Origin of the sequence: uncultured Roseovarius sp., from assembly GCF_963972555.1 — a bacterium.
GTDB lineage: Bacteria > Pseudomonadota > Alphaproteobacteria > Rhodobacterales > Rhodobacteraceae > Roseovarius > Roseovarius mucosus.
The window spans coordinates 1-18,620 of sequence record NZ_CAXAUM010000030.1 but is presented as its reverse complement, the minus strand read 5'-3'; the positions used below and the strand labels follow the sequence as shown (position 1 = coordinate 18,620).

Here is an 18,620-nt window from a genome sequence, read left to right as displayed (position 1 = left end):
AGAGGATTCGAACCTCTGGCCTCTGCCTTCGGAGGGCAGCGCTCTATCCAGCTGAGCTATGGGTCCACTTTCGCGGTGGTATAGCGGGGCAACAACGGCCCCGCAATCGCAAAATCAGCCAAATAGCTCATGCGCCAGCTCGAGCGCCTCGATCAGCACGTCAACCTCATCACGGGTGTTATACATCGCAAAGGACGCACGGCATGTGGCGCTGACGCCCAGATGCTCCATCAATGGCCCTGTGCAGTGCTGCCCGGCCCGCACGGCCACGCCCTTCTTGTCGAGTATGGTAGAAATGTCGTGGGCATGCGCAGCCCCCTGCATCGTAAAGGAAAAAATCGCCGCCTTATCCGGTGTCGTGCCCTGCACGTTGATCCAGTTAAGCCCTGCCAAACGCTCTTGCGCATAGCGGCTCAGTTCATCCTCATGGGCGCTGATCGCGCCCATGCCAATGCCCATCATATACTCAAGTGCCACACCCAGGCCGATCGTCTGCACGATGCCTGGTGTGCCCGCCTCGAACTTCATTGGCGGATCATTATAGGTCACGCCGTCGCGCGTCACCTCACGGATCATATCGCCGCCGCCCATAAAGGGGCGCATTTCGACCATCCGTTCCTTGCGGACAAAGATTGCCCCCGATCCCGAGGGACCATAGAGCTTGTGACCCGTAATGGCGTAGAAATCACAGCCCATCTCATCGAGATTGACCGGCATATGCACCGCCGCCTGAGAGCCATCCACAAGTACAGGCACCCCCTGCGCCCGCGCGGCGTCGCAGATCGCCTTTACATCAACTTTGGTTCCCAACACATTGGAAAGCTGTGTAATTGCAATAAGTTTTGTCTTTGGTGTGATCGCATCAATCACCTTTTGAGGGTCGAGATAACCGCGCGCGTCGACATCGACCCACTTCAAAGCGACGCCCTGCCTTTCCCGCAGGAAGTGCCATGGCACGATATTGGCGTGATGCTCCATGACGCTCAGGATGATCTCATCTCCGGCCTGCATACGCGGCATGGCCCAACCATAGGCGACCATGTTGATCCCCTCGGTCGTCCCGGAGTTGAAGATGATCTGATCCTCATCCGCCACGCCCAGAAACCGCGCCACGATACCGCGCACCGCCTCGTATTTCTCGGTCGCGAGGTTGCTCAGGTAATGCAGTCCGCGATGCACATTGGCATATTCCATCGAATACGCCTGTGTCACCGCGTCGATGACCACCTGCGGCTTTTGTGCAGATGCCCCATTATCAAGGTAAACCAAAGGCTTACCATTCACTTCTCGTGCAAGAATCGGGAAATCGGCACGAATTTTCTCGACATCGAGCATCTTATGCCCCTCCCATTGCGGCTACGCCTATCAGGCTTAGCAGAATGCTCAGTCCGACCGCCATAGCGGCGATGGACAGGATGATAACACCAAATGATTTCAACATGTTGTCAAAGCGATGCGCGGCATCAACAAAACCCGTGAGGATATAGATACCCCAGACCGAGGACACAAAGATCAAGAGGGCCGCCACCGTTGGAAGCGCCAGGACCAGTACCGCGACCGCAATTTGCAGGATAAGGCGCAGCACCTGCAACCAGCAGATCAACACCAGAACATCCTGCACCGTCGCCTTGCCCCCCAACATGCCTCCGACCCAAAAGAGCGCATAGACCGTAATCACAAGCGCCCCCAACAAGAAGAGGGTGAAAAGCAGCGGTGAATGAAAGGCCGGCGGCATTAGCGTCGGCGTGCTCGGGTCCATCGGCGGAGCAAGACGCAGCGACACCGAATAAACGATCGCGTTGAGGACCGACATCAGCCCCAACGCCATCCACAAAACCTGTTGCGGCAGGCCAAACCCGATCAACCCGCGCGCCGCCTCTCTCGGGCGAAACAGGGTTTCCAGCAAAAGCGCCTTGAACTCCGCCTGCGTCATACCCCGCCCCACTCTGCCTCGATCAAACCGGACGCCCAAAACCACAGGAAGACCAGCAACCACAAGAGACCAATCACCTGCAGTTCCAACCCCGGTCCAACAAATCCGGCCACAAGACCATGCAACAAGATCAACGGACTAGCCGCAAGAAATGCCCAGAAAAGCGCAATCCGCGCGCCAAACGCGGTTCCCTTGCCCCGCAGAACGCGAGCAATGCCATGGCTGACAAGAGCCAACGAGTAGAGAATCAAAGGGGCAATGAAAACCCACGCCAAGAGCGAGGCCCCCAGCAACGGGTTTAGCTCTTGACCCGTCAAATACGCTTCGCGCGCAAGCCGAGGCCATTGCGCGACAAAGACCACCACACAAGCGGCAATCAGAATCACCAGCGCGCGATCCTCACGCGGGCCCATGGCCAGCAAGCGCCTTACCACCCGGCGCGGACCACGATAGGTGGCCACAAGATCGGTCGTAACCGGCATCAGCGGCGCCTGCGCTCCAGCCAGGCGGCAAGCTGGCTGTTGATGTCCTCGCGCAGGCCCTCGTCCTCGATCTCCTCGACCGCTTCGGCCAGAAAGGACAAGGTCAAGAGGTCGGTCGCAATCGTCCGGGGAATTCCGCGCGCCCGCAGATAATAGAGCGCATCCTCGTCAATCGCCCCCGAGGTCGAGCCATGCGAACAGGCCACGTCATCGGCATAGATTTCCAGTTCCGGTTTGGCCAGAAACTGACTGTCCTCATCCAGCAAGAGCGCCTGGCTGATCTGATAGCCATCGGTCTTCTGCGCTCCGGGCTTGACCAGAATCTTGCCCTGAAACACGCCCGTTGCCCCGTTGCGCAGGACTTTCTTGAACACTTGGCGGCTTTCGCAGCGCTGCGCATCATGGGTGACGAACACCGTGTCGTCCTGATGGAAATCCCCATCGCCCATAGCGGCCCCCGCCACATGCGCCACCGCGTCATCGCCCAGCAGTTCGATCACACATTCGTTGCGCGTCATTACCCCGTTCGCAGTCAGGGTGAAGGATTTGAAGAGGCTCTGCGCCCCCAACCGGGCGAATATATGCGTGGCGGCGCGCCGCTCGTGATCGCGGCCCTGGGTACGGATATGATGAAACCGTGCGCCTTCGGCCACATCCACCTCCATCACCTTGTTGAACCGCGCGGCGGCGGGGCCATTCTCGAGAAGGGTAACTTCGGTCTCGGGGTCAAGCTTGATCACATGATGCAGGATGGCATCAGAAACCTCTGATTTATGGACATAAACCAGATTGATCGGCTTGCTCGGGCGGCCCGTTACATGGATGAGCACGCCATCCGTGGCATAGGCGGTGTTCAGCGCGGCCAAGGGCCGTGCCACCGGCGTTTGCCCCTTCTCCTCCAGCACGCCGTAGAGGTCGCGCGCCCAATGGATATCACTCTTGGTTGCCATTCCCAGGCGGTCGATGCGCACGCCCTCCAGTGTCAGATCATCGCTCGCCTCGGCATCGAACACACCATCAACGAACACCAGCTTGAGCCGATCCACATCCGCAAAGCTGTCGGGCTCATCATCGTTGAGAAAAAGCGCCGCGCGCGGAGCCTCGACCTGCACAAGGCTGTCGGGGCGGGTGAATTTCCAGTATTCATCGCGCCGATCCGGCAGGCCCATAACCTGCACACGCGTCAACGCTGCCTCTCGCGCGGCCGTCGCCCACAATCCCCCCTCCGGCAAGGCCATCGCCCCCAGCCTCGCCTCAAGCGTTGTCTGCTTTGCTTGCGGCTGCGCCATCACGCCACCTCCGCCAGAATATCGGCATAGCCGTTTTGCTCCACCTCAAGCGCAAGCTCGGGCCCGCCGGTCTTGATGATGCGGCCGTCGTACATGATATGCACGACATCCGGCTTGATATGGTCAAGCAGGCGCTGGTAATGCGTGATCACAAGAAAGGCGCGGCCCGCATCGCGCAGCGCATTCACCCCATCCGACACCAGCTTCATCGCGTCCACATCAAGTCCCGAGTCGGTCTCGTCAAGGATGCACATTTTTGGCTCCAGCATCGCCATCTGGAGGATTTCATTGCGTTTTTTCTCACCGCCAGAGAAGCCGACGTTGACCGGACGCTTCAGCATATCCGCGTCGATCTGAAGCTTTTTGGCCTTCTCTCGCACGACTTTCAGAAACTCGGCGGCGCTCATTTCCTCTTCGCCGCGCGCCTTGCGCTGCGCATTCACGGCCGTGCGCAAGAATGTCATGTTGCCCACACCGGGGATTTCAACCGGATATTGGAAGGCCAGGAACAGCCCCGCCGCCGCGCGTTCTTCTGGCTCCATATCAAGAAGATCAACACCCGCCAAAGTGGCGCTGCCGTCCGTCACGGTATAGCCGTCACGCCCAGAAAGGACATAGGAGAGCGTCGACTTGCCAGAGCCGTTAGGTCCCATGATCGCATGCACTGTCCCGGCCTCGACGGTCAGGTTAACCCCTTTGAGGATGGTTTTATCCTCTTCTTCAAGATCGACGTGCAGGTTCTTGATTTCCAACATTTTCCTTGATCCCTTTATACATTTCAACGGCCTCAGGGCCGCGTCATCATCTCTATGATCGTCAAGAGGTGCGCAGGGTTCAACACCTGCGGCATCACCTCGAATTCCGCCATCCGCCCGATCATCTGCCGGGGGGCCCCGATGAAATCCTCTATCCGGTGATAGTGCTTGCGCGGGGCGTAATCATCGAAAAGAAGAGTGACAGGTCGCGCCGTGCGCAACGCCGCCGCCATGGCACAGCCGGTGCGAAACCGCCCGTCCACCAACACCACATCGGGTTGCACAAAGCCGGCCATATCCCAGACCTTGAGCGGATACTGTGCATAGGCCTTCCACCCACGTGAACCGCGGGGAAATCCCCAATCTTTGGTCGGTCCGATGTCGGACCAGATCACGTCCACCTCTGTGCCTGCCGCGGGTGGGTTCTGTGTAAACCAGCCGCGCATCATGTCGGCCCAGGCTTGATCGCTCTCTACCGAAAAGACCCGCTTGCCCTGCATCTCAGCGGCCACCACGGTCGATCCACCAGAGCCATATTCGAGGATCACCCCCGCCCGCGCATACACCTCGCGCAGACGTGCCGCTTCGGCATCGGGCAGGGTAAGAACCGGCCTGTCTATGGTGTCTGTCCCAGCCATCTCAGTCCAGCACGACCGCTGTGCCGCTGGCCGACACCATGAGCATCGAATCGCCCACCACCTCGTAATCTAGATCGACCCCAACCACAGCATCGGCCCCAAGTTCTGCTGCGCGTTCTTCCAACTCGCTCAACGCGACTTCACGCGCCTCGCGCAGCTTGCTCTCATAAGAGTCAGACCGCCCGCCGACCACATCGGTGATCTGCGCAAAGAAATCGCGCACGATATTGGCACCCATGATTGCCTCGCCCACAACAATGCCGCGATAATCCACGATCTTGCGGCCTTCTACGTTCGGAGTGGTGGTTACAATCATCACGCTTGCTCCGCGAGTGGGCGTCAGCCCACCGACCCTTCCAACGAAATCGCCACCAACTGCTGCGCTTCCATGGCGAATTCCATCGGGAGGGCCTGCAACACGTCGCGGCAGAACCCGTTGACCACCAGCGCCACCGCCTCTTCCTCGTCCATCCCGCGCGCGCGGCAATAGAACATCTGGTCGTCATCCACCTTGGAGGTGGTGGCCTCATGCTCGACCCGGCTCGAGTTGTTCTTGACCTCGATATAAGGCACGGTATGCGCGCCGCATTTGTCACCAATGAGCAGACTATCACATTGCGTGTAATTGCGGCTGTTCTTGGCCTTGGGGTGCATCGACACAAGTCCGCGATAGGTGTTCTGCGCATGGCCCGCGCTGATCCCCTTGGACACGATGCGCGAGCGGGTATTCTTGCCCAGATGGATCATCTTGGTGCCGGTATCGGCCTGCTGATAGTTGTTGGCAATGGCGATGGAATAGAATTCGCCTTGGCTATCATCGCCGCGCAGAATGCAGGATGGGTATTTCCATGTAACGGCAGAGCCGGTTTCAACCTGCGTCCACATCACCTTGGCCCGATCGCCCCGGCAATCGGCGCGCTTGGTCACAAAGTTGTAGATGCCACCCTTGCCGTTCTCATCGCCCGGATACCAGTTCTGCACCGTGGAATATTTCACCTCGGCGTCTTCTTCGATGATGATCTCGACCACAGCGGCGTGCAATTGGCTGGTGTCGCGCTTGGGCGCAGTGCAGCCTTCGAGATAGCTGACATACGACCCCTTGTCGGCGATGATCAGCGTACGCTCGAACTGCCCCGTATTCTCGGCATTGATCCGGAAATAGGTGCTCAGTTCCATCGGGCAACGCACGCCGGGCGGCACATAGACGAACGACCCATCGGAAAAGACTGCCGAATTCAGCGTGGCATAGAAATTGTCACTGACCGGCACGACAGAGCCGAGGTATTTCTTGACCAGTTCGGGATGCTCGCGGATTGCCTCGGAAATTGAGCAAAAAATCACCCCGGCACGGCGCAGTTCCGCCTGAAACGTGGTGCCAACGGACACCGAATCAAAGACCGCATCCACAGCGACCTTGCGGCCCTCGGCGGGGGCATCCTCTGCCCCCTCAACCCCGGCAAGGATCATCTGCTCTTTCAGCGGTATGCCCAGCTTTTCATAAGTCGCGAGCAACTTGGGATCGACCTCGTCCAATGACTTGGGCTTGACCTCCATCGACTTGGGACGTGCATAGTAGTACTGCGCCTGAAAGTCGATCTTGGGATAATCGACCATCGCCCACTCTGGCTCGGTTTTGGTCAGCCAGCGGCGATAGGCCTCTAGCCGCCACTCGGTCATCCACTCTGGCTCTTCGTTCTTGAAAGAGATCAGGCGCACGATGTCCTCGTTCAGGCCGAGAGGCGCGTAGTCCATCTCGATATCGGTATTCCAGCCGTACTTATAGGCCTCGCCGACCTGCCGGACCGCATCGACGGTTTCCTGATCGACCCCGTCTTTAACCTGAACCTTGTCCACAGCAGCCATTCCCCTCTCCTTGCGTCTCAGGCCAAACGGCCCCGATGTTTTTGCAGACGCTTCAGCCAGCATTCGGCAAAGCGCAAAATGTCGTCCTCGGTCGTCTGCGGCCCCAGCGATACGCGGATCGCACATCCTGCCGTGGCCTCGTCAAACCCCATCGCGCGCAACACCCGACTGGACCTCACTTTGCCACTGGAGCACGCGCTCCCGGCAGAAATCGCGAACCCGGCCAGATCCAACGCCATCACCTGTGTCTCGCCCTTCCATCCGGGCGTGATGAAGCAACTGGTGTTCGGCAAACGCGGCGCAGCTTTCCCGACAAAAATAGTCTCATTTGAAAACTCTGCAATGGTATTCTCTAGAATGTTTCTAAGTTTTTCGATGGGATCCCAAAATCCTTCGGCTAGATCATGCCCCGCCGCCTCTGCCGCCGCCCCGAACCCGGCGATGCCGATTACATTTTCGGTGCCCGCGCGGCGACCCATTTCCTGTCCGCCGCCCCGGATTTGCGCCGCAAGATCGGTGCCACGCTTGATGACCAGCGCCCCTACCCCCTTGGGCCCCCCAAGCTTATGTGCAGAAACCAACGCCATTTCGACGCCGGACCAGTTGAACGCCACGGACAGCTTGCCAAAGGCCTGCGTCATATCGCTAACCGCCAGCCCCTCGGGCAACGCCTGCACCACGCCGGTTTCGGAATTGGCCATTTGCAGCACAGAATGCGCCGGGTCCTGAACCGTGATCCGTCCATCAGAACCAACCGGCAAGTCGGGTGTAATCCACGCTCCTACGGCATCATGCTCAATCGCCGCGCCATGCAGGTTGCGCCCCGCACAGGCCAAAGCCGCCGCTTCGGTCGCGCCGGAGGTGAAAATCACATCCGCCCCATCCGCCCCGAGCGCCGCCGCCACCTGCGCCCGCGCGCGTTCGATCAAACCTTTGGCGGCGCGCCCTTCGGCATGCACGCTCGATGGATTACCGATCAGGTCCATGGCATCCAGCATGGCCTCGCGTGCCTCGGCGCGCAGCGGGGCGGTCGCGTTATAGTCGAGATACACTCTCTGCATGATTGTCCGCTTTTCCACGAGAAATAGGACCAGTCTGCAAAGGCGTGGCCCTTACAGCGCTTTTGTCACTCGTCATCCACCACGGCAAAGAGATGTGGCACCGCCGGACAGGGGGCCAAGGAATTGCCCGCTACATCGCTCAGGCGCGTCTGGTGCAAGAATACATAGACATGCGCGCTAAGGCCTTCCCACAGCCGGTTTGTCATGGACTGCGCCCGCGATCCGCTGGTCGCCCCCGAGGCCCCAGCCCCCTTGTGCAAGGCATCAATCGTTTCGTCCACCGCCGCCAGAATATCCGTGACCCGAATCTCAGAAGCAGGGCGCATCAGGCGATAGCCGCCGCCCGGCCCCCGCACCGATTTCACCAGATCCGCGCGTCGCAGCTTGACGAAAAGCTGTTCGAGATAGGGCAGCGAAATATCCTGCCGCTTCGAAATATCGCCAAGCGTCACCACCGATCCCGCAGGCTGCAAGGCGATATCCACCAAGGCAACCATGGCATATCGCCCTTTCGTGCTCAGTTTCATCGGTTTTCCCCCACGCGAACAGATTGACCTTGAGCGATACAAGGCTTATCTCGCTCTGAGCCATTCTGGCCCGGATCACAATTTAGAACATTTCTAAGGTGCCCGAGCGAAGTCGTCAAGATTTTCGCACTCACCCATGAAGAGGACACAGGGAACCCATGCCCGAGGTAATCTTTCCCGGCCCCGAAGGCCGGCTCGAAGGCCGCTACCACCCGCAAAAGGAAAAAGACGCGCCCATCGCGATCGTGTTGCATCCACACCCGCAATTCGGCGGCACCATGAACAACAAGGTCGTGTATAACCTGCACTACGCCTTTTACAACATGGGCTTTACCGTGCTTCGGTTCAATTTCCGTGGGGTCGGGCGCAGTCAGGGCGAATACGACCAAGGCATCGGCGAATTGTCCGATGCGGCCTCGGCGCTCGACTATCTGCAATCCATGAACAACAATTCGAAACATTGCTGGGTCGCGGGCTTTTCCTTTGGGGCATGGATCGGCATGCAGCTCTTGATGCGGCGGCCCGAGATCACCGGTTTCATCTCGGTGTCGCCTCCCGCCAATATGTATGATTTCAGCTTTCTGGCACCCTGCCCCGCCTCTGGCCTGATCATCAACGGCAGCCATGATCGCGTGGCCCCACCCGCGGACACCAAGGCGCTGGTCAACAAGCTGCATGAACAGCACGGCATCACCATCACCCATCAAGAAGTCGATGGTGCGGATCACTTCTTCAAAGAGCCGCATATGGACACGATGATCGGCTCGGTCAGCACCTATGTCAAACGGCGCTTGACCGAGAATACGCGCTGAGGAGCACCCCATGGGCGTGACCGAGGATTTGGCCGATGAATTGGCCCGCGACGTGATCAAGGCCGTCGAGGCCACCGGGGATGAGATGATCATTTCCGATGTGCAAAAGATCCTCGGTTCCACCTCGCAAACCGCGGAAGAGGCGTTTTTGACTGCCGTGCGCGTGCGCCGCGCCAATATCAAGGCGCGGGCCTACTTGTTGGACAAGCTGAAACGCCTCAAGGCCGCAAAAGAGGCCGCCGCTGACGTCAAGACCGACAGCGGCGACGCCTGAATATCAGGCGCGCAGGCGCGCGCCCTCTGGATCAAACGGGGCCGCGTGCAGGATGCGCGCGCGATGAGGACGCCCCAATACCATCACCTCGACCGCATCGCCGGGCATGGCCCCACCCTTGACATACCCAAGCGCCAGACTCATGCCCACCGAATAGCCATAGGCCCCCGAGGACACGCGCCCCACGCCGAGCCCATCCTTGAAAATCGGCTCACCCCCTGTGGCATCGGCGTTGGAGGCGTTCACATCCGCCTCCTCCAGATGCAGGATTACCAAGCGCTCGCGGGGCTCTTGGCCAATCACGGCCTCCAGCGCCGATTTGTTCAAGAACTCCTTGTCCATCTTGCACAGCGCTTCCAACCCGGCCTCTTGCGGCCAGTATTCGGGGCTGTATTCGCGGCTCCACGATCCATAGCCCTTTTCAATGCGCAGGCTCATCAGCGCGCGGCTGCCGACCGGCCCGGCCCCCAACTCGCGGCCCGCCGCCAATAGCGCAGCATAAAGCCGCGCCTGATCCTCAGCCGCACAATGCAACTCCCAGCCCAGATCACCGGTGAAGCTGACACGAATAGCCACGCAGGCCACACCACCCAAGTCAATCCGTGCCGACCGCATAAAGGGAAAATCTACAGTATCCAGCGAAGCATTGGTCAGACGTTGCAATAATTCGCGCGATTTTGGCCCGGCCACGTTGAAGCCACAGACCGTGTCGGTCAGGCTCTCGAATGTGGTGCCCTCCGGCAATGGCACGGCATCAAAGAACCGCTTGTGATACCGCTCTGCCATGCCCGAGGAAATGACCCAGAATTCGTCCTGCGCCAGCCGCGTCACCGTCGCGTCGCCCGCGATACCGCCCCGCACGCCGATCAGCGGCGTCAGGCACGACCGCCCAACAGCTTTTGGCATCCGGTTGGCAAACACCGCATTCAGCCAATCCTCTGCCCCCGGCCCCTTGACCCGGTATTTGGCGAAGTTGGAAATGTCGATGATGCCTGCCCGCTCACGCAGCATCCTGCATTCCGCCCCCACCGGTGCCCACCAATTTTGCCGGGTAAAGCCATTTGTATCGACCGTGCCGGGTGTGTCGGAAAACCACAGCGGATGCTCCCAACCATAGTTAAGACCAAAAACCGCGCCCATCTCCTTTTGAATTTCATAGACCGGCCGCGTGCGCAGCGGCCGCCCCGCCGCGCGCTCTTCATTCGGGAAATGGATCGAGAACCGATGCGCATATTGATCCCGCACCTTGGCTTTGACGAAATCACGGTCGTTGGCCCAGAGGCCGAACCGCGCCAGATCCCAGGCGAACATATCGTATTTCATTTCGCCGTTGATCAGCCATTCCGCCACCATCCAGCCCATGCCCGCCGATTGGCTGAACCCCGGAATGATGCCATTGCAACAGAAATAGCCTTTGAGTTCGGGCACCGGCCCGAGGATCACGTTGCTGTCCGGGCTCCAGATCATCGGCCCGTTGATCACCCGCTTGATCCCCGCCGTGCCCACCACCGGCACCCGGTCGATGGCGCGCAGCATGTTCTCCTCGATCCGCTCGAGATCGTCGGGGAAAAGATCATGCGCAAAATCAAGCGGCGTGCCTTCCTCTGCCCAGAACCGCATGTCGCGCTCATAAGCGCCGATCAGCAGGCCCTTGCCCTCTTGCCGCAGGTAATATTCCCCGTCCCGATCCGCCACCGAGGGCAATCGGCGGTCCATGCCGGAAATCTCGGCGATCATCTCGGTCACGAAATACTGGTGTTCGGTGGGTTGCAGCGGCAATTCGATCCCCGCCAACTTGGCCACCTCACGGCCCCATAGCCCCGCCGCGTTGATCACCCAAGGGGTATGGATATTGCCCTTGGGGGTCTCGACGATCCAAGATCCATCCGGCTGTTGCACCGTCGCTGTGACCGGCGTGAAACGGTGAATTTCCGCGCCCCGCTGCCGCGCCCCCACGGCATAGGCGTTGGTCACACCCGAGGGGTCCACATTACCGCCATCGGGCTCGTACATGATGCAGCGGATACCGTCGAAATTCACCAGAGGATGCAGCCTTTCGGCCTCATCTCTCCCGATCTCATGGAAATTCATCCCATAGAGCTTGGCCTTGGCAGCCTGAAGCCGCAACTGATGCTCGCGATTCTCGGTCTGTGCCAGATAGAGGCTACCGGGTTGAAACACGCCACAGCTTTGCCCGGTCTCGGCCTCGAGCTCGTTATAGAGCTTCATCGTGTAATGCTGCAGACGGCTGATATTGGCGCTGTCATGCAGCCCGTGGATATTGGCGGCCGCATGCCAAGTGCTGCCACTCGTGAGCTCATTGCGCTCCAGAAGAACGACATCGGTCCAGCCCAATTTGGTGAGGTGGTAAAGAATCGAGCATCCGATAACGCCGCCGCCGATCACGACAGCTTGTGCATGGGTCTTCATGGGGTGTCCCTCTGGAATTTTCTGCCCATATCCTGAAGTGCTGCGCCGCAATCCGATTGCCGATCTCCGACATTTTCCGTCGCTCTGATGCAAGTCGGTACTAAACGGCAAAAGAACGGCCTGCCCCGCAAGGGACAGGCCGCGATCCATGGGAACGGTCGGATCGATCCTGACCGAGCTTTGTCAGCAGATGCCAAAGGTCTCGCTGATCACCGTGCTTCCGGCAACCTTGATCGAAACCTTCACGCCCGTCGGAATGCCAAACTTGGTGCAGATATCCAGACAGGCCTCGGCGGCGGTGCCATTGGGGATCGACACCGGCAAAGGCAGGCAATGCTTGCCCAGCCCGAGCGGTAACTTGATACAGACCTGGTTGTTCTCCACGGTCACAGAGATACACTGAGCAGCGACTGCAACATGCCCGCCACCCGCCGGCAGAGCCGATTGTGCGGTGAGATTCTTGGCGGCGGCATGACCCTCATGCCTGCGTCGTGCGACTTCCAGTGCAGCATCGACTGCGCTTTGATCAAATTCATAAAAATCTTGTGCCATTTCAAAGGCCTCCTTGGATAAATTAAAGCAACCCTGCGAAATAGAGCAGGCAACATAATTTTACTTTAAGAGTTATTTTTATTCAATGATTCTTCTTAAAGTTGTTTTTTTGTAATATTCATCCCAACAGCCGCATACATTCCCTAGGCCAACTCGCGTAAACCGCAATTCAAATACGTCAGAGATTGTCGCTGACAGACATGATCTTTCCTGCGCCACTGGCAGGCTCTGGCAAAATCTCAGGGAGTTCCAAAATGAAAACCAACACCCGTGTGGTCGTGATCGGCGGCGGTGTCGTCGGCTGTTCCGTGCTCTATCACCTGACCAAGCTGGGCTGGTCGGATGTCATGCTTGTGGAGCGCTCGGAATTGACCTCCGGCTCCACCTGGCACGCGGCGGGCGGGTTTCACACCCTCAACGGCGACACCAACATGGCGGCTCTTCAGGGCTATACGATCCGACTCTACAAGGAACTCGAAGAGATCACCGGCATGTCCTGCGGGCTGCATCACGTCGGCGGGGTCACGCTCGCGGACAATCGCGACCGCTTTGACATGCTCTTGGCCGAGCGCGCCAAGCATCGCTACATGGGCCTCGACACCCATATCGTGACACCTGAAGAAATCGCGAAAATCGCGCCGGTGACGAATATCGAGGGGATCATCGGCGGACTCTACGATCCGCTCGACGGCCATCTTGACCCCTCCGGCACCACCCATGCCTATGCCAAGGCCGCGCGCATGGGCGGGGCCAGCATCGAGACGCATTGCATGGTGAAAGAGACCAAGCAGCGCGCCGATGGTACCTGGGATGTGGTGACGGACAAGGGCACCATCCACACCGAGCATGTGGTCAACGCAGGCGGTCTTTGGGCGCGTGAAGTGGGGGCGATGGCGGGCGTCTACCTGCCGCTGCATCCAATGGAACATCAGTATATCGTCACCGACGAAATTCCCGAAATCTACACCCGCGACTCCGAGCACCCGCATGTGATGGACCCGGCCGGCGAAAGCTATCTGCGTCAAGAAGGGCGCGGGCTCTGTATCGGCTTCTATGAACAGCCCTGCAAGCCATGGGCAGTCGATGGCACGCCTTGGGATTTCGGTCATGAGCTTCTGCCCGACAACCTCGACAAGATCGAGGCCAGCATCGAATTCGCCTACCGCCGCTTTCCCGTGCTGGAAAAAGCGGGCGTCAAATCGGTCATCCATGGCCCCTTCACCTTTGCCCCCGATGGCAATCCGCTGGTCGGCCCCATTCCCGGCCTGCGCGGCTATTGGTCGGCCTGTGGTGTCATGGCGGGCTTCTCGCAGGGCGGCGGCGTGGGCCTCATGCTGGCGCAATGGATGATCCACGGCGAATGCGAACGCGACGTGACCGCGATGGATGTGGCGCGCTTTGGCGACTGGATCACGCCGGGTTATACACGCCCCAAGGTGATCGAGAACTATCAGAAACGCTTTTCTGTCTCATATCCGAACGAAGAACTGCCCGCCGCCCGTCCCTTCCGCCAAACGCCGATGTATGACGTGTTCGACAAAATGGGCGCGGTCTGGGGCGCGCAATATGGGCTGGAGGTGGTCAATTACTTCGCCATTGGTGACGAGCCGCGCTTTGAGACGCCGTCTTTCCGCCGCTCCAACGCCTGGGAGGCCACCGCACGCGAGGTCCGCGCCGTGCGCGAGGCCGTAGGCATCAACGAGGTGCACAATTTCGGCAAATACCTTGTCACAGGGCCGAATGCGCGCGCATGGCTTGATCGGATCATGGCGGGGCGCATCCCCAAACCGGGGCGCCTCTCGCTCACACCAATGCTCTCGCCCAAGGGACGCCTCTGGGGCGATTTCACAGTGTCTTGCCTCAATGACGAGACCTTTCAACTCACTGCTTCTTATGGCGCGCAGGCGGTGCATATGCGTTGGTTCGCCCAGAACGAGGCGGCGGGCGTGCGCGTCGAGAATATCTCGGACCGGCTCAACGGATTTCAGATCGCGGGCCCGCGCGCACGCGACGTGCTCATGGCCTGCACCCGTGACCCACTGGGCGAAATGCGCTTCATGGATGTGCGACACGCAACCGTCGGCATGGTCGATTGCCTCGTGCAGCGCGTCAGCTACACCGGTGATCTGGGCTATGAGATTTTCTGCGACCCTATGGCGCAACGCGCGCTCTGGGATGTGCTCTGGTCGACGGGGCAAGAGCACGGGATGAAACCCTTTGGGATGCGCGCGATGATGTCCCTGCGGCTTGATCGCTTCTTTGGCTCATGGCTCAACGAGTTTTCGCCCGATTACACCCCCGCCGAGACCGGCATGGACCGCTTCATCAGCTTTACCAAGAACGCCGATTTCATCGGACGCGCAGCGGCAGAGGCCGAGCGCGCCAAAGGGGCCACGCGCAAATTGGTGGCCTTCGAGGTGGATGCAATGGACGCTGATGTAAATGGATACGAACCCGTCTGGATCGGGGATGAGGTGCGCGGTTTTTGTACCTCGGGTGGCTATTCGCACCACGCGGGTAAATCCATCGCCTTGGCCCTCATACCGTCCGAGACAGCCCAAGCCGGGCTTGAAGCGGAAATCGAAATCCTCGGGCACAAACGCCCTGCAAGAATGCTCACCGAGGCGCTTTTTGACGTGGACGGCGAACGTATGCGCGGCTGAGACATAAGAAAGCCGGCGTCTGCTCAGCGGTGCAGACGCCGGTGTTTTAAGTATTCGCAGAACGTTGAAAAGTTCGCGTCAGTCTTCGCGCGCATCCGGATCAGGCTGCCCCACGCCGATGAACACGCGCTTGAGCGGCACGATCCAGACAAAACCAAGCCCTAAATAGATCAGCAATTCCACCCAGATTGACGGGCGATCCATCCAGTTCACAAGGCTGACCGCCACCACCACATATGCGGGCAAACCCACCAGCAATACCACTAATGACCAGCGTTTCCGGGCCTTGTAACTGAGTGGCATCGGTCCTCCTCAATCCGCGAAAGGGTCTGTCACGAGGATGGTGTCCTCGCGCTCGGGTGAGGTAGAAAGTAGCGCGACCGGGCAGTCGATCAACTCTTCGACACGGCGCACATATTTGATGGCCTCGGCGGGCAGATCGGCCCAACTGCGCGCACCCTCGGTCGACTGCGACCAACCGGGCAATTCCTCGTAAATCGGCTTGCAGCGCGCTTGGCTATCGGCCGCGGTCGGCAGGTAATCGAGCCGCGTGCCGTCTAGGTCATAACCCACGCAGATCTTCAACGTCTCGAACCCGTCCAGAACATCGAGCTTGGTCAGCGCGATCCCCGTAACCCCCGACGTGACACAGGTCTGCCGTACGAGACAGGCATCGAACCAGCCACAGCGGCGCTTGCGCCCCGTCACCGTCCCGAATTCATGCCCGCGCTCGCCAAGGCGTTGACCGTCCGTATCACTCAATTCGCTGGGAAACGGCCCCTCGCCCACCCGCGTGGTATAGGCCTTGACGATGCCCAGCACGTAATCAATCGCGCCCGGTCCAAGGCCCACGCCGGTGGCCGCCTGACCGGCGATCACATTGGACGAGGTAACAAAGGGATAAGTGCCGAAATCAATATCGAGAAGCGCCCCTTGCGCGCCCTCGAACAGAATCCGCTTGCCTGCGCGGCGCTGCTCGTTCAGCACCTTCCACACTGGGGCGGCATACGGCAGGATCTGTGGCGCAATCTCTTTCAACTGTGCAATCAGCACCTCACGATCGACCGGCACGATGCCAAGTCCACGCCGCAACGGATCGTGATGCTGAAGAGCGCGATCAACCCGCGCGATAAGCGTGGCCTCATCCGCCAGATCCGCCACCCGGACCGAACGACGCCCCACCTTGTCCTCATAGGCCGGCCCGATGCCGCGACCCGTGGTGCCAATCTTGGTGCCTTTGCTTGCCGCTTCTTCACGGGCGCGGTCCAACTCACCATGAATCGGCAGAATGAGCGGTGTATTCTCTGCGATCATCAAAGTCTCGGGCGTGATCGTTACCCCTTGCTCGCGGATCGAGGCAATCTCTTTGACCAGATGCCAGGGGTCCAGCACCACGCCATTGCCGATCACGCTCAGCTTGCCGCCTCGCACCACGCCCGAAGGCAGGGCATTGAGCTTGTAGACCTTGCCGTCGATCACAAGAGTATGGCCCGCGTTATGGCCACCTTGAAAGCGCGCGATCACATCGGCGCGTTCGCTCAGCCAATCGACGATCTTGCCTTTTCCCTCGTCTCCCCATTGGGCCCCGACGACGACGACATTTGCCATGATTTACCCCTCGGCATTTGGTCCAAACCGCGCGCCGGTATAACGGGGGGATGCGCCGGGTGAAACATCTAATTCACCTCAACCCCCAGAGTCACCCCTGCATTCCCCGAATTGGCAGTCAGTGGCCGATTGTCGGGTTGCGGGCGGGCGCAGAATTGCATAGATAGCGGCAGATCGAGACATAAGCATAGGCTCCCTCTTCCATGGAAAATGTCGTTCTGACCATCCATCTTCTTCTGGCACTCGCCCTCATCGGCGTGGTGCTGCTGCAACGCTCCGAAGGTGGCGGGCTTGGCATGGGTGGCGGCGGTGGCGGGGCCATGACGGGCCGCGCGGCAGCCACGGCGCTAGGCAAGATGACGTGGATTCTGGCGGCGGCCTTTATCGTGACCTCGATCACGCTGACAATCATCGCCGCACAGAATGCGGCCGGGGTCTCGGTTCTGGATCGTTTGACCGATGCGCCGCCCGCCGCTGAGACATCGACGCCCGCGCTGCCAGATGTCGAAACCCTGATGCCGCCATCCGCAGGCGATACGGCTCCCCTCACGCCGACAGCGGACTGACACAATTCTTTGAGGGCGCTTTGGGATTGCGCAACATCATCTAGCGGTTGGCTTGCGCAATCCTCGCGAATCCTGTAGAGGTTAAATCCCGTGGCAGGGTGGTCTTTGGGCCATCGCTGGGTTTTAGACCGTCCATAAAACACACGAGATCACGGGGGCCTCAACGCATGGCACGATATATTTTCATCACTGGCGGCGTTGTATCCTCGCTTGGCAAAGGACTAGCCTCGGCGGCGCTCGGGGCGTTGCTGCAGGCACGCGGGTTCTCGGTGCGGCTGCGCAAGCTTGATCCCTATCTCAACGTCGATCCCGGGACGATGTCACCATTTGAACATGGCGAGGTGTTCGTGACCGATGATGGGGCCGAAACCGATCTCGATCTTGGCCATTACGAGCGCTTCACCGGAGTTCCCGCGCGGATTACCGACTCGGTCAGTTCGGGGCGCATCTATTCCAACGTGTTGGAAAAGGAGCGGCGCGGCGACTATCTGGGCAAGACCATTCAGGTCGTCCCGCATGTCACCAATGAAATCAAGGAGTTCCTGAGCATTGGCGAAGATGAGGTCGATTTCATGCTCTGTGAAATCGGCGGCACCGTGGGCGATATCGAGGGGCTGCCGTTCTTTGAGGCGATCCGCCAGTTCAGCCATGATCGCCCGCGCGGACAGTGCATCTTCATGCATCTCACCCTTCTGCCCTATCTCGCCGCCAGTGGCGAGTTGAAGACAAAGCCCACGCAACACAGCGTCAAGGAACTCCAAAGCATCGGCATCGCCCCCGACATCCTCGTGTGCCGCTCCGAACAACCGATCCCGGACAAGGAGCGCGAGAAAATCGCCCTCTTCTGCAATGTCCGCAAAGAACATGTTGTCGCGGCCTATGATCTCAAGTCGATTTACGAGGCGCCGTTGGCCTATCACCGCGAGGGGCTGGATCAGGCCGTGCTCGATGTGTTTCAGATCAGCCCCGCGCCCAAACCCGACCTGACAGTGTGGCTCGATGTCGTGGATCGTATCCAAAATACCGATGGCGCGGTCAATATCGCCATCGTCGGGAAATACGTTCAGCTTGAGGATGCCTATAAGTCGATCAAGGAGGCGCTCATTCACGGCGGCATGGCCAACCGGGTCAAGGTCAACGTGGAATGGGTCGATGCCGAGATTTTCG

At 59.5% G+C, this 18,620-nt stretch carries 19 protein-coding genes; 5 read left to right on the top strand and 14 right to left on the bottom strand.

Annotated features, from left to right (window positions below; translation table 11 throughout):
- Positions 1 to 114: 114 nt before the first annotated feature.
- The 10 genes from AACZ65_RS17885 to AACZ65_RS17840 all read right to left on the bottom strand — a co-directional run bounded on the left by AACZ65_RS17885 (position 115) and on the right by AACZ65_RS17840 (position 8,548).
- Positions 115 to 1,335 carry a cysteine desulfurase gene (locus tag AACZ65_RS17885; RefSeq protein ID WP_339673211.1) on the bottom strand — a complete coding sequence of 407 codons (1,221 nt, stop codon included), beginning with the start codon at positions 1,333 to 1,335 and terminating at the stop codon, positions 115 to 117.
- 1 nt (position 1,336) lies between these two features.
- Positions 1,337 to 1,933 carry a Yip1 family protein gene (locus AACZ65_RS17880; RefSeq protein ID WP_339673209.1) on the bottom strand — a complete coding sequence of 199 codons (597 nt, stop codon included), beginning with the start codon at positions 1,931 to 1,933 and terminating at the stop codon, positions 1,337 to 1,339.
- Entirely contained in the window at positions 1,930 to 2,415 is a 486-nt protein-coding gene (locus tag AACZ65_RS17875) for a hypothetical protein (RefSeq protein ID WP_037271689.1), read from the bottom strand. The genes AACZ65_RS17880 and AACZ65_RS17875 overlap by 4 nt, the downstream gene beginning before the upstream one ends.
- A complete protein-coding gene (locus AACZ65_RS17870) occupies positions 2,415 to 3,704 on the bottom strand; it encodes a SufD family Fe-S cluster assembly protein (protein ID WP_339673206.1) in 1,290 nt (429 codons plus the stop codon). The genes AACZ65_RS17875 and AACZ65_RS17870 overlap by 1 nt, the downstream gene beginning before the upstream one ends.
- Positions 3,704 to 4,459: a Fe-S cluster assembly ATPase SufC gene (gene sufC / locus AACZ65_RS17865; protein ID WP_339673204.1), complete on the bottom strand. Its 756-nt coding sequence runs from the start codon at positions 4,457 to 4,459 to the stop codon at positions 3,704 to 3,706. Before sufC ends, AACZ65_RS17870 begins: the two co-directional genes overlap by 1 nt.
- A gap of 32 nt (positions 4,460 to 4,491) precedes the next feature.
- Positions 4,492 to 5,097 carry a hypothetical protein gene (locus AACZ65_RS17860; RefSeq protein WP_339673202.1) on the bottom strand — a complete coding sequence of 202 codons (606 nt, stop codon included), beginning with the start codon at positions 5,095 to 5,097 and terminating at the stop codon, positions 4,492 to 4,494.
- Between the two features lies 1 nt (position 5,098).
- Positions 5,099 to 5,413, bottom strand: coding sequence for a heavy metal-binding domain-containing protein (locus tag AACZ65_RS17855; RefSeq protein WP_339673200.1), 315 nt, complete (start codon positions 5,411 to 5,413; stop codon positions 5,099 to 5,101).
- 23 nt (positions 5,414 to 5,436) lie between these two features.
- On the bottom strand, positions 5,437 to 6,960 hold the full coding sequence (gene sufB, locus AACZ65_RS17850; protein WP_339673197.1) for a Fe-S cluster assembly protein SufB: 1,524 nt from the start codon (positions 6,958 to 6,960) through the stop codon (positions 5,437 to 5,439).
- A 17-nt stretch (positions 6,961 to 6,977) separates the two neighbouring features.
- A complete protein-coding gene (locus AACZ65_RS17845) occupies positions 6,978 to 8,021 on the bottom strand; it encodes an aminotransferase class V-fold PLP-dependent enzyme (RefSeq protein ID WP_339673195.1) in 1,044 nt (347 codons plus the stop codon).
- Between the two features lie 65 nt (positions 8,022 to 8,086).
- On the bottom strand, positions 8,087 to 8,548 hold the full coding sequence (locus AACZ65_RS17840) for an Rrf2 family transcriptional regulator (protein ID WP_037271680.1): 462 nt from the start codon (positions 8,546 to 8,548) through the stop codon (positions 8,087 to 8,089).
- Between the two features lie 158 nt (positions 8,549 to 8,706).
- On the opposite strand from AACZ65_RS17840, the gene AACZ65_RS17835 reads away from it, so the two are divergent.
- A complete protein-coding gene (locus tag AACZ65_RS17835; protein ID WP_037271679.1) occupies positions 8,707 to 9,360 on the top strand; it encodes an alpha/beta hydrolase in 654 nt (217 codons plus the stop codon).
- Between the two features lie 10 nt (positions 9,361 to 9,370).
- Positions 9,371 to 9,634: a hypothetical protein gene (locus tag AACZ65_RS17830; protein WP_339673190.1), complete on the top strand. Its 264-nt coding sequence runs from the start codon at positions 9,371 to 9,373 to the stop codon at positions 9,632 to 9,634.
- A 3-nt stretch (positions 9,635 to 9,637) separates the two neighbouring features.
- Here the strand turns inward: AACZ65_RS17830 and AACZ65_RS17825 are convergent, their stop codons facing one another.
- Positions 9,638 to 12,064 (bottom strand): FAD-dependent oxidoreductase, encoded by a 2,427-nt coding sequence (locus AACZ65_RS17825; RefSeq protein WP_339673188.1) that lies wholly within the window; start codon positions 12,062 to 12,064, stop codon positions 9,638 to 9,640.
- A 183-nt stretch (positions 12,065 to 12,247) separates the two neighbouring features.
- Positions 12,248 to 12,616 (bottom strand): hypothetical protein, encoded by a 369-nt coding sequence (locus tag AACZ65_RS17820; protein ID WP_037271676.1) that lies wholly within the window; start codon positions 12,614 to 12,616, stop codon positions 12,248 to 12,250.
- Positions 12,617 to 12,870: 254 nt separating this feature from the next.
- On the opposite strand from AACZ65_RS17820, the gene AACZ65_RS17815 reads away from it, so the two are divergent.
- Entirely contained in the window at positions 12,871 to 15,279 is a 2,409-nt protein-coding gene (locus AACZ65_RS17815) for an FAD-dependent oxidoreductase (RefSeq protein ID WP_339673185.1), read from the top strand.
- Positions 15,280 to 15,357: 78 nt separating this feature from the next.
- On the opposite strand, the gene AACZ65_RS17810 is transcribed toward AACZ65_RS17815, so the two are convergent.
- Complete coding sequence (locus AACZ65_RS17810) at positions 15,358 to 15,582, bottom strand: DUF2842 domain-containing protein (RefSeq protein ID WP_339673183.1); 225 nt, start codon at positions 15,580 to 15,582, stop codon at positions 15,358 to 15,360.
- A 9-nt stretch (positions 15,583 to 15,591) separates the two neighbouring features.
- Entirely contained in the window at positions 15,592 to 16,887 is a 1,296-nt protein-coding gene (locus tag AACZ65_RS17805) for an adenylosuccinate synthase (protein ID WP_339673181.1), read from the bottom strand.
- A gap of 203 nt (positions 16,888 to 17,090) precedes the next feature.
- Here AACZ65_RS17805 and secG point away from each other — a divergent pair, with 203 nt between their 5' ends.
- Together secG and AACZ65_RS17795 are read left to right on the top strand one after the other, a co-directional pair.
- On the top strand, positions 17,091 to 17,453 hold the full coding sequence (secG, locus tag AACZ65_RS17800; protein ID WP_339673180.1) for a preprotein translocase subunit SecG: 363 nt from the start codon (positions 17,091 to 17,093) through the stop codon (positions 17,451 to 17,453).
- A 167-nt stretch (positions 17,454 to 17,620) separates the two neighbouring features.
- On the top strand, positions 17,621 to 18,620 hold a 1,000-nt coding region (locus AACZ65_RS17795; RefSeq protein WP_339673178.1), incomplete at its 3' end, for a CTP synthase.

What these genes read in the sequence shown, in the direction of transcription:
- AACZ65_RS17885 (WP_339673211.1), bottom strand. Translation starts at nt 1,335, where the DNA reads ATGCTCGATGTCGAGAAAATTCGTGCCGATTTCCCGATTCTTGCACGA.
- AACZ65_RS17880 (WP_339673209.1), bottom strand. Translation starts at nt 1,933, where the DNA reads ATGACGCAGGCGGAGTTCAAGGCGCTTTTGCTGGAAACCCTGTTTCGC.
- AACZ65_RS17875 (WP_037271689.1), bottom strand. Translation starts at nt 2,415, where the DNA reads ATGCCGGTTACGACCGATCTTGTGGCCACCTATCGTGGTCCGCGCCGG.
- AACZ65_RS17870 (WP_339673206.1), bottom strand. Translation starts at nt 3,704, where the DNA reads ATGGCGCAGCCGCAAGCAAAGCAGACAACGCTTGAGGCGAGGCTGGGG.
- sufC (WP_339673204.1), bottom strand. Translation starts at nt 4,459, where the DNA reads ATGTTGGAAATCAAGAACCTGCACGTCGATCTTGAAGAAGAGGATAAA.
- AACZ65_RS17860 (WP_339673202.1), bottom strand. Translation starts at nt 5,097, where the DNA reads ATGGCTGGGACAGACACCATAGACAGGCCGGTTCTTACCCTGCCCGAT.
- AACZ65_RS17855 (WP_339673200.1), bottom strand. Translation starts at nt 5,413, where the DNA reads ATGATTGTAACCACCACTCCGAACGTAGAAGGCCGCAAGATCGTGGAT.
- sufB (WP_339673197.1), bottom strand. Translation starts at nt 6,960, where the DNA reads ATGGCTGCTGTGGACAAGGTTCAGGTTAAAGACGGGGTCGATCAGGAA.
- AACZ65_RS17845 (WP_339673195.1), bottom strand. Translation starts at nt 8,021, where the DNA reads ATGCAGAGAGTGTATCTCGACTATAACGCGACCGCCCCGCTGCGCGCC.
- AACZ65_RS17840 (WP_037271680.1), bottom strand. Translation starts at nt 8,548, where the DNA reads ATGAAACTGAGCACGAAAGGGCGATATGCCATGGTTGCCTTGGTGGAT.
- AACZ65_RS17835 (WP_037271679.1), top strand. Translation starts at nt 8,707, where the DNA reads ATGCCCGAGGTAATCTTTCCCGGCCCCGAAGGCCGGCTCGAAGGCCGC.
- AACZ65_RS17830 (WP_339673190.1), top strand. Translation starts at nt 9,371, where the DNA reads ATGGGCGTGACCGAGGATTTGGCCGATGAATTGGCCCGCGACGTGATC.
- AACZ65_RS17825 (WP_339673188.1), bottom strand. Translation starts at nt 12,064, where the DNA reads ATGAAGACCCATGCACAAGCTGTCGTGATCGGCGGCGGCGTTATCGGA.
- AACZ65_RS17820 (WP_037271676.1), bottom strand. Translation starts at nt 12,616, where the DNA reads ATGGCACAAGATTTTTATGAATTTGATCAAAGCGCAGTCGATGCTGCA.
- AACZ65_RS17815 (WP_339673185.1), top strand. Translation starts at nt 12,871, where the DNA reads ATGAAAACCAACACCCGTGTGGTCGTGATCGGCGGCGGTGTCGTCGGC.
- AACZ65_RS17810 (WP_339673183.1), bottom strand. Translation starts at nt 15,582, where the DNA reads ATGCCACTCAGTTACAAGGCCCGGAAACGCTGGTCATTAGTGGTATTG.
- AACZ65_RS17805 (WP_339673181.1), bottom strand. Translation starts at nt 16,887, where the DNA reads ATGGCAAATGTCGTCGTCGTCGGGGCCCAATGGGGAGACGAGGGAAAA.
- secG (WP_339673180.1), top strand. Translation starts at nt 17,091, where the DNA reads ATGGAAAATGTCGTTCTGACCATCCATCTTCTTCTGGCACTCGCCCTC.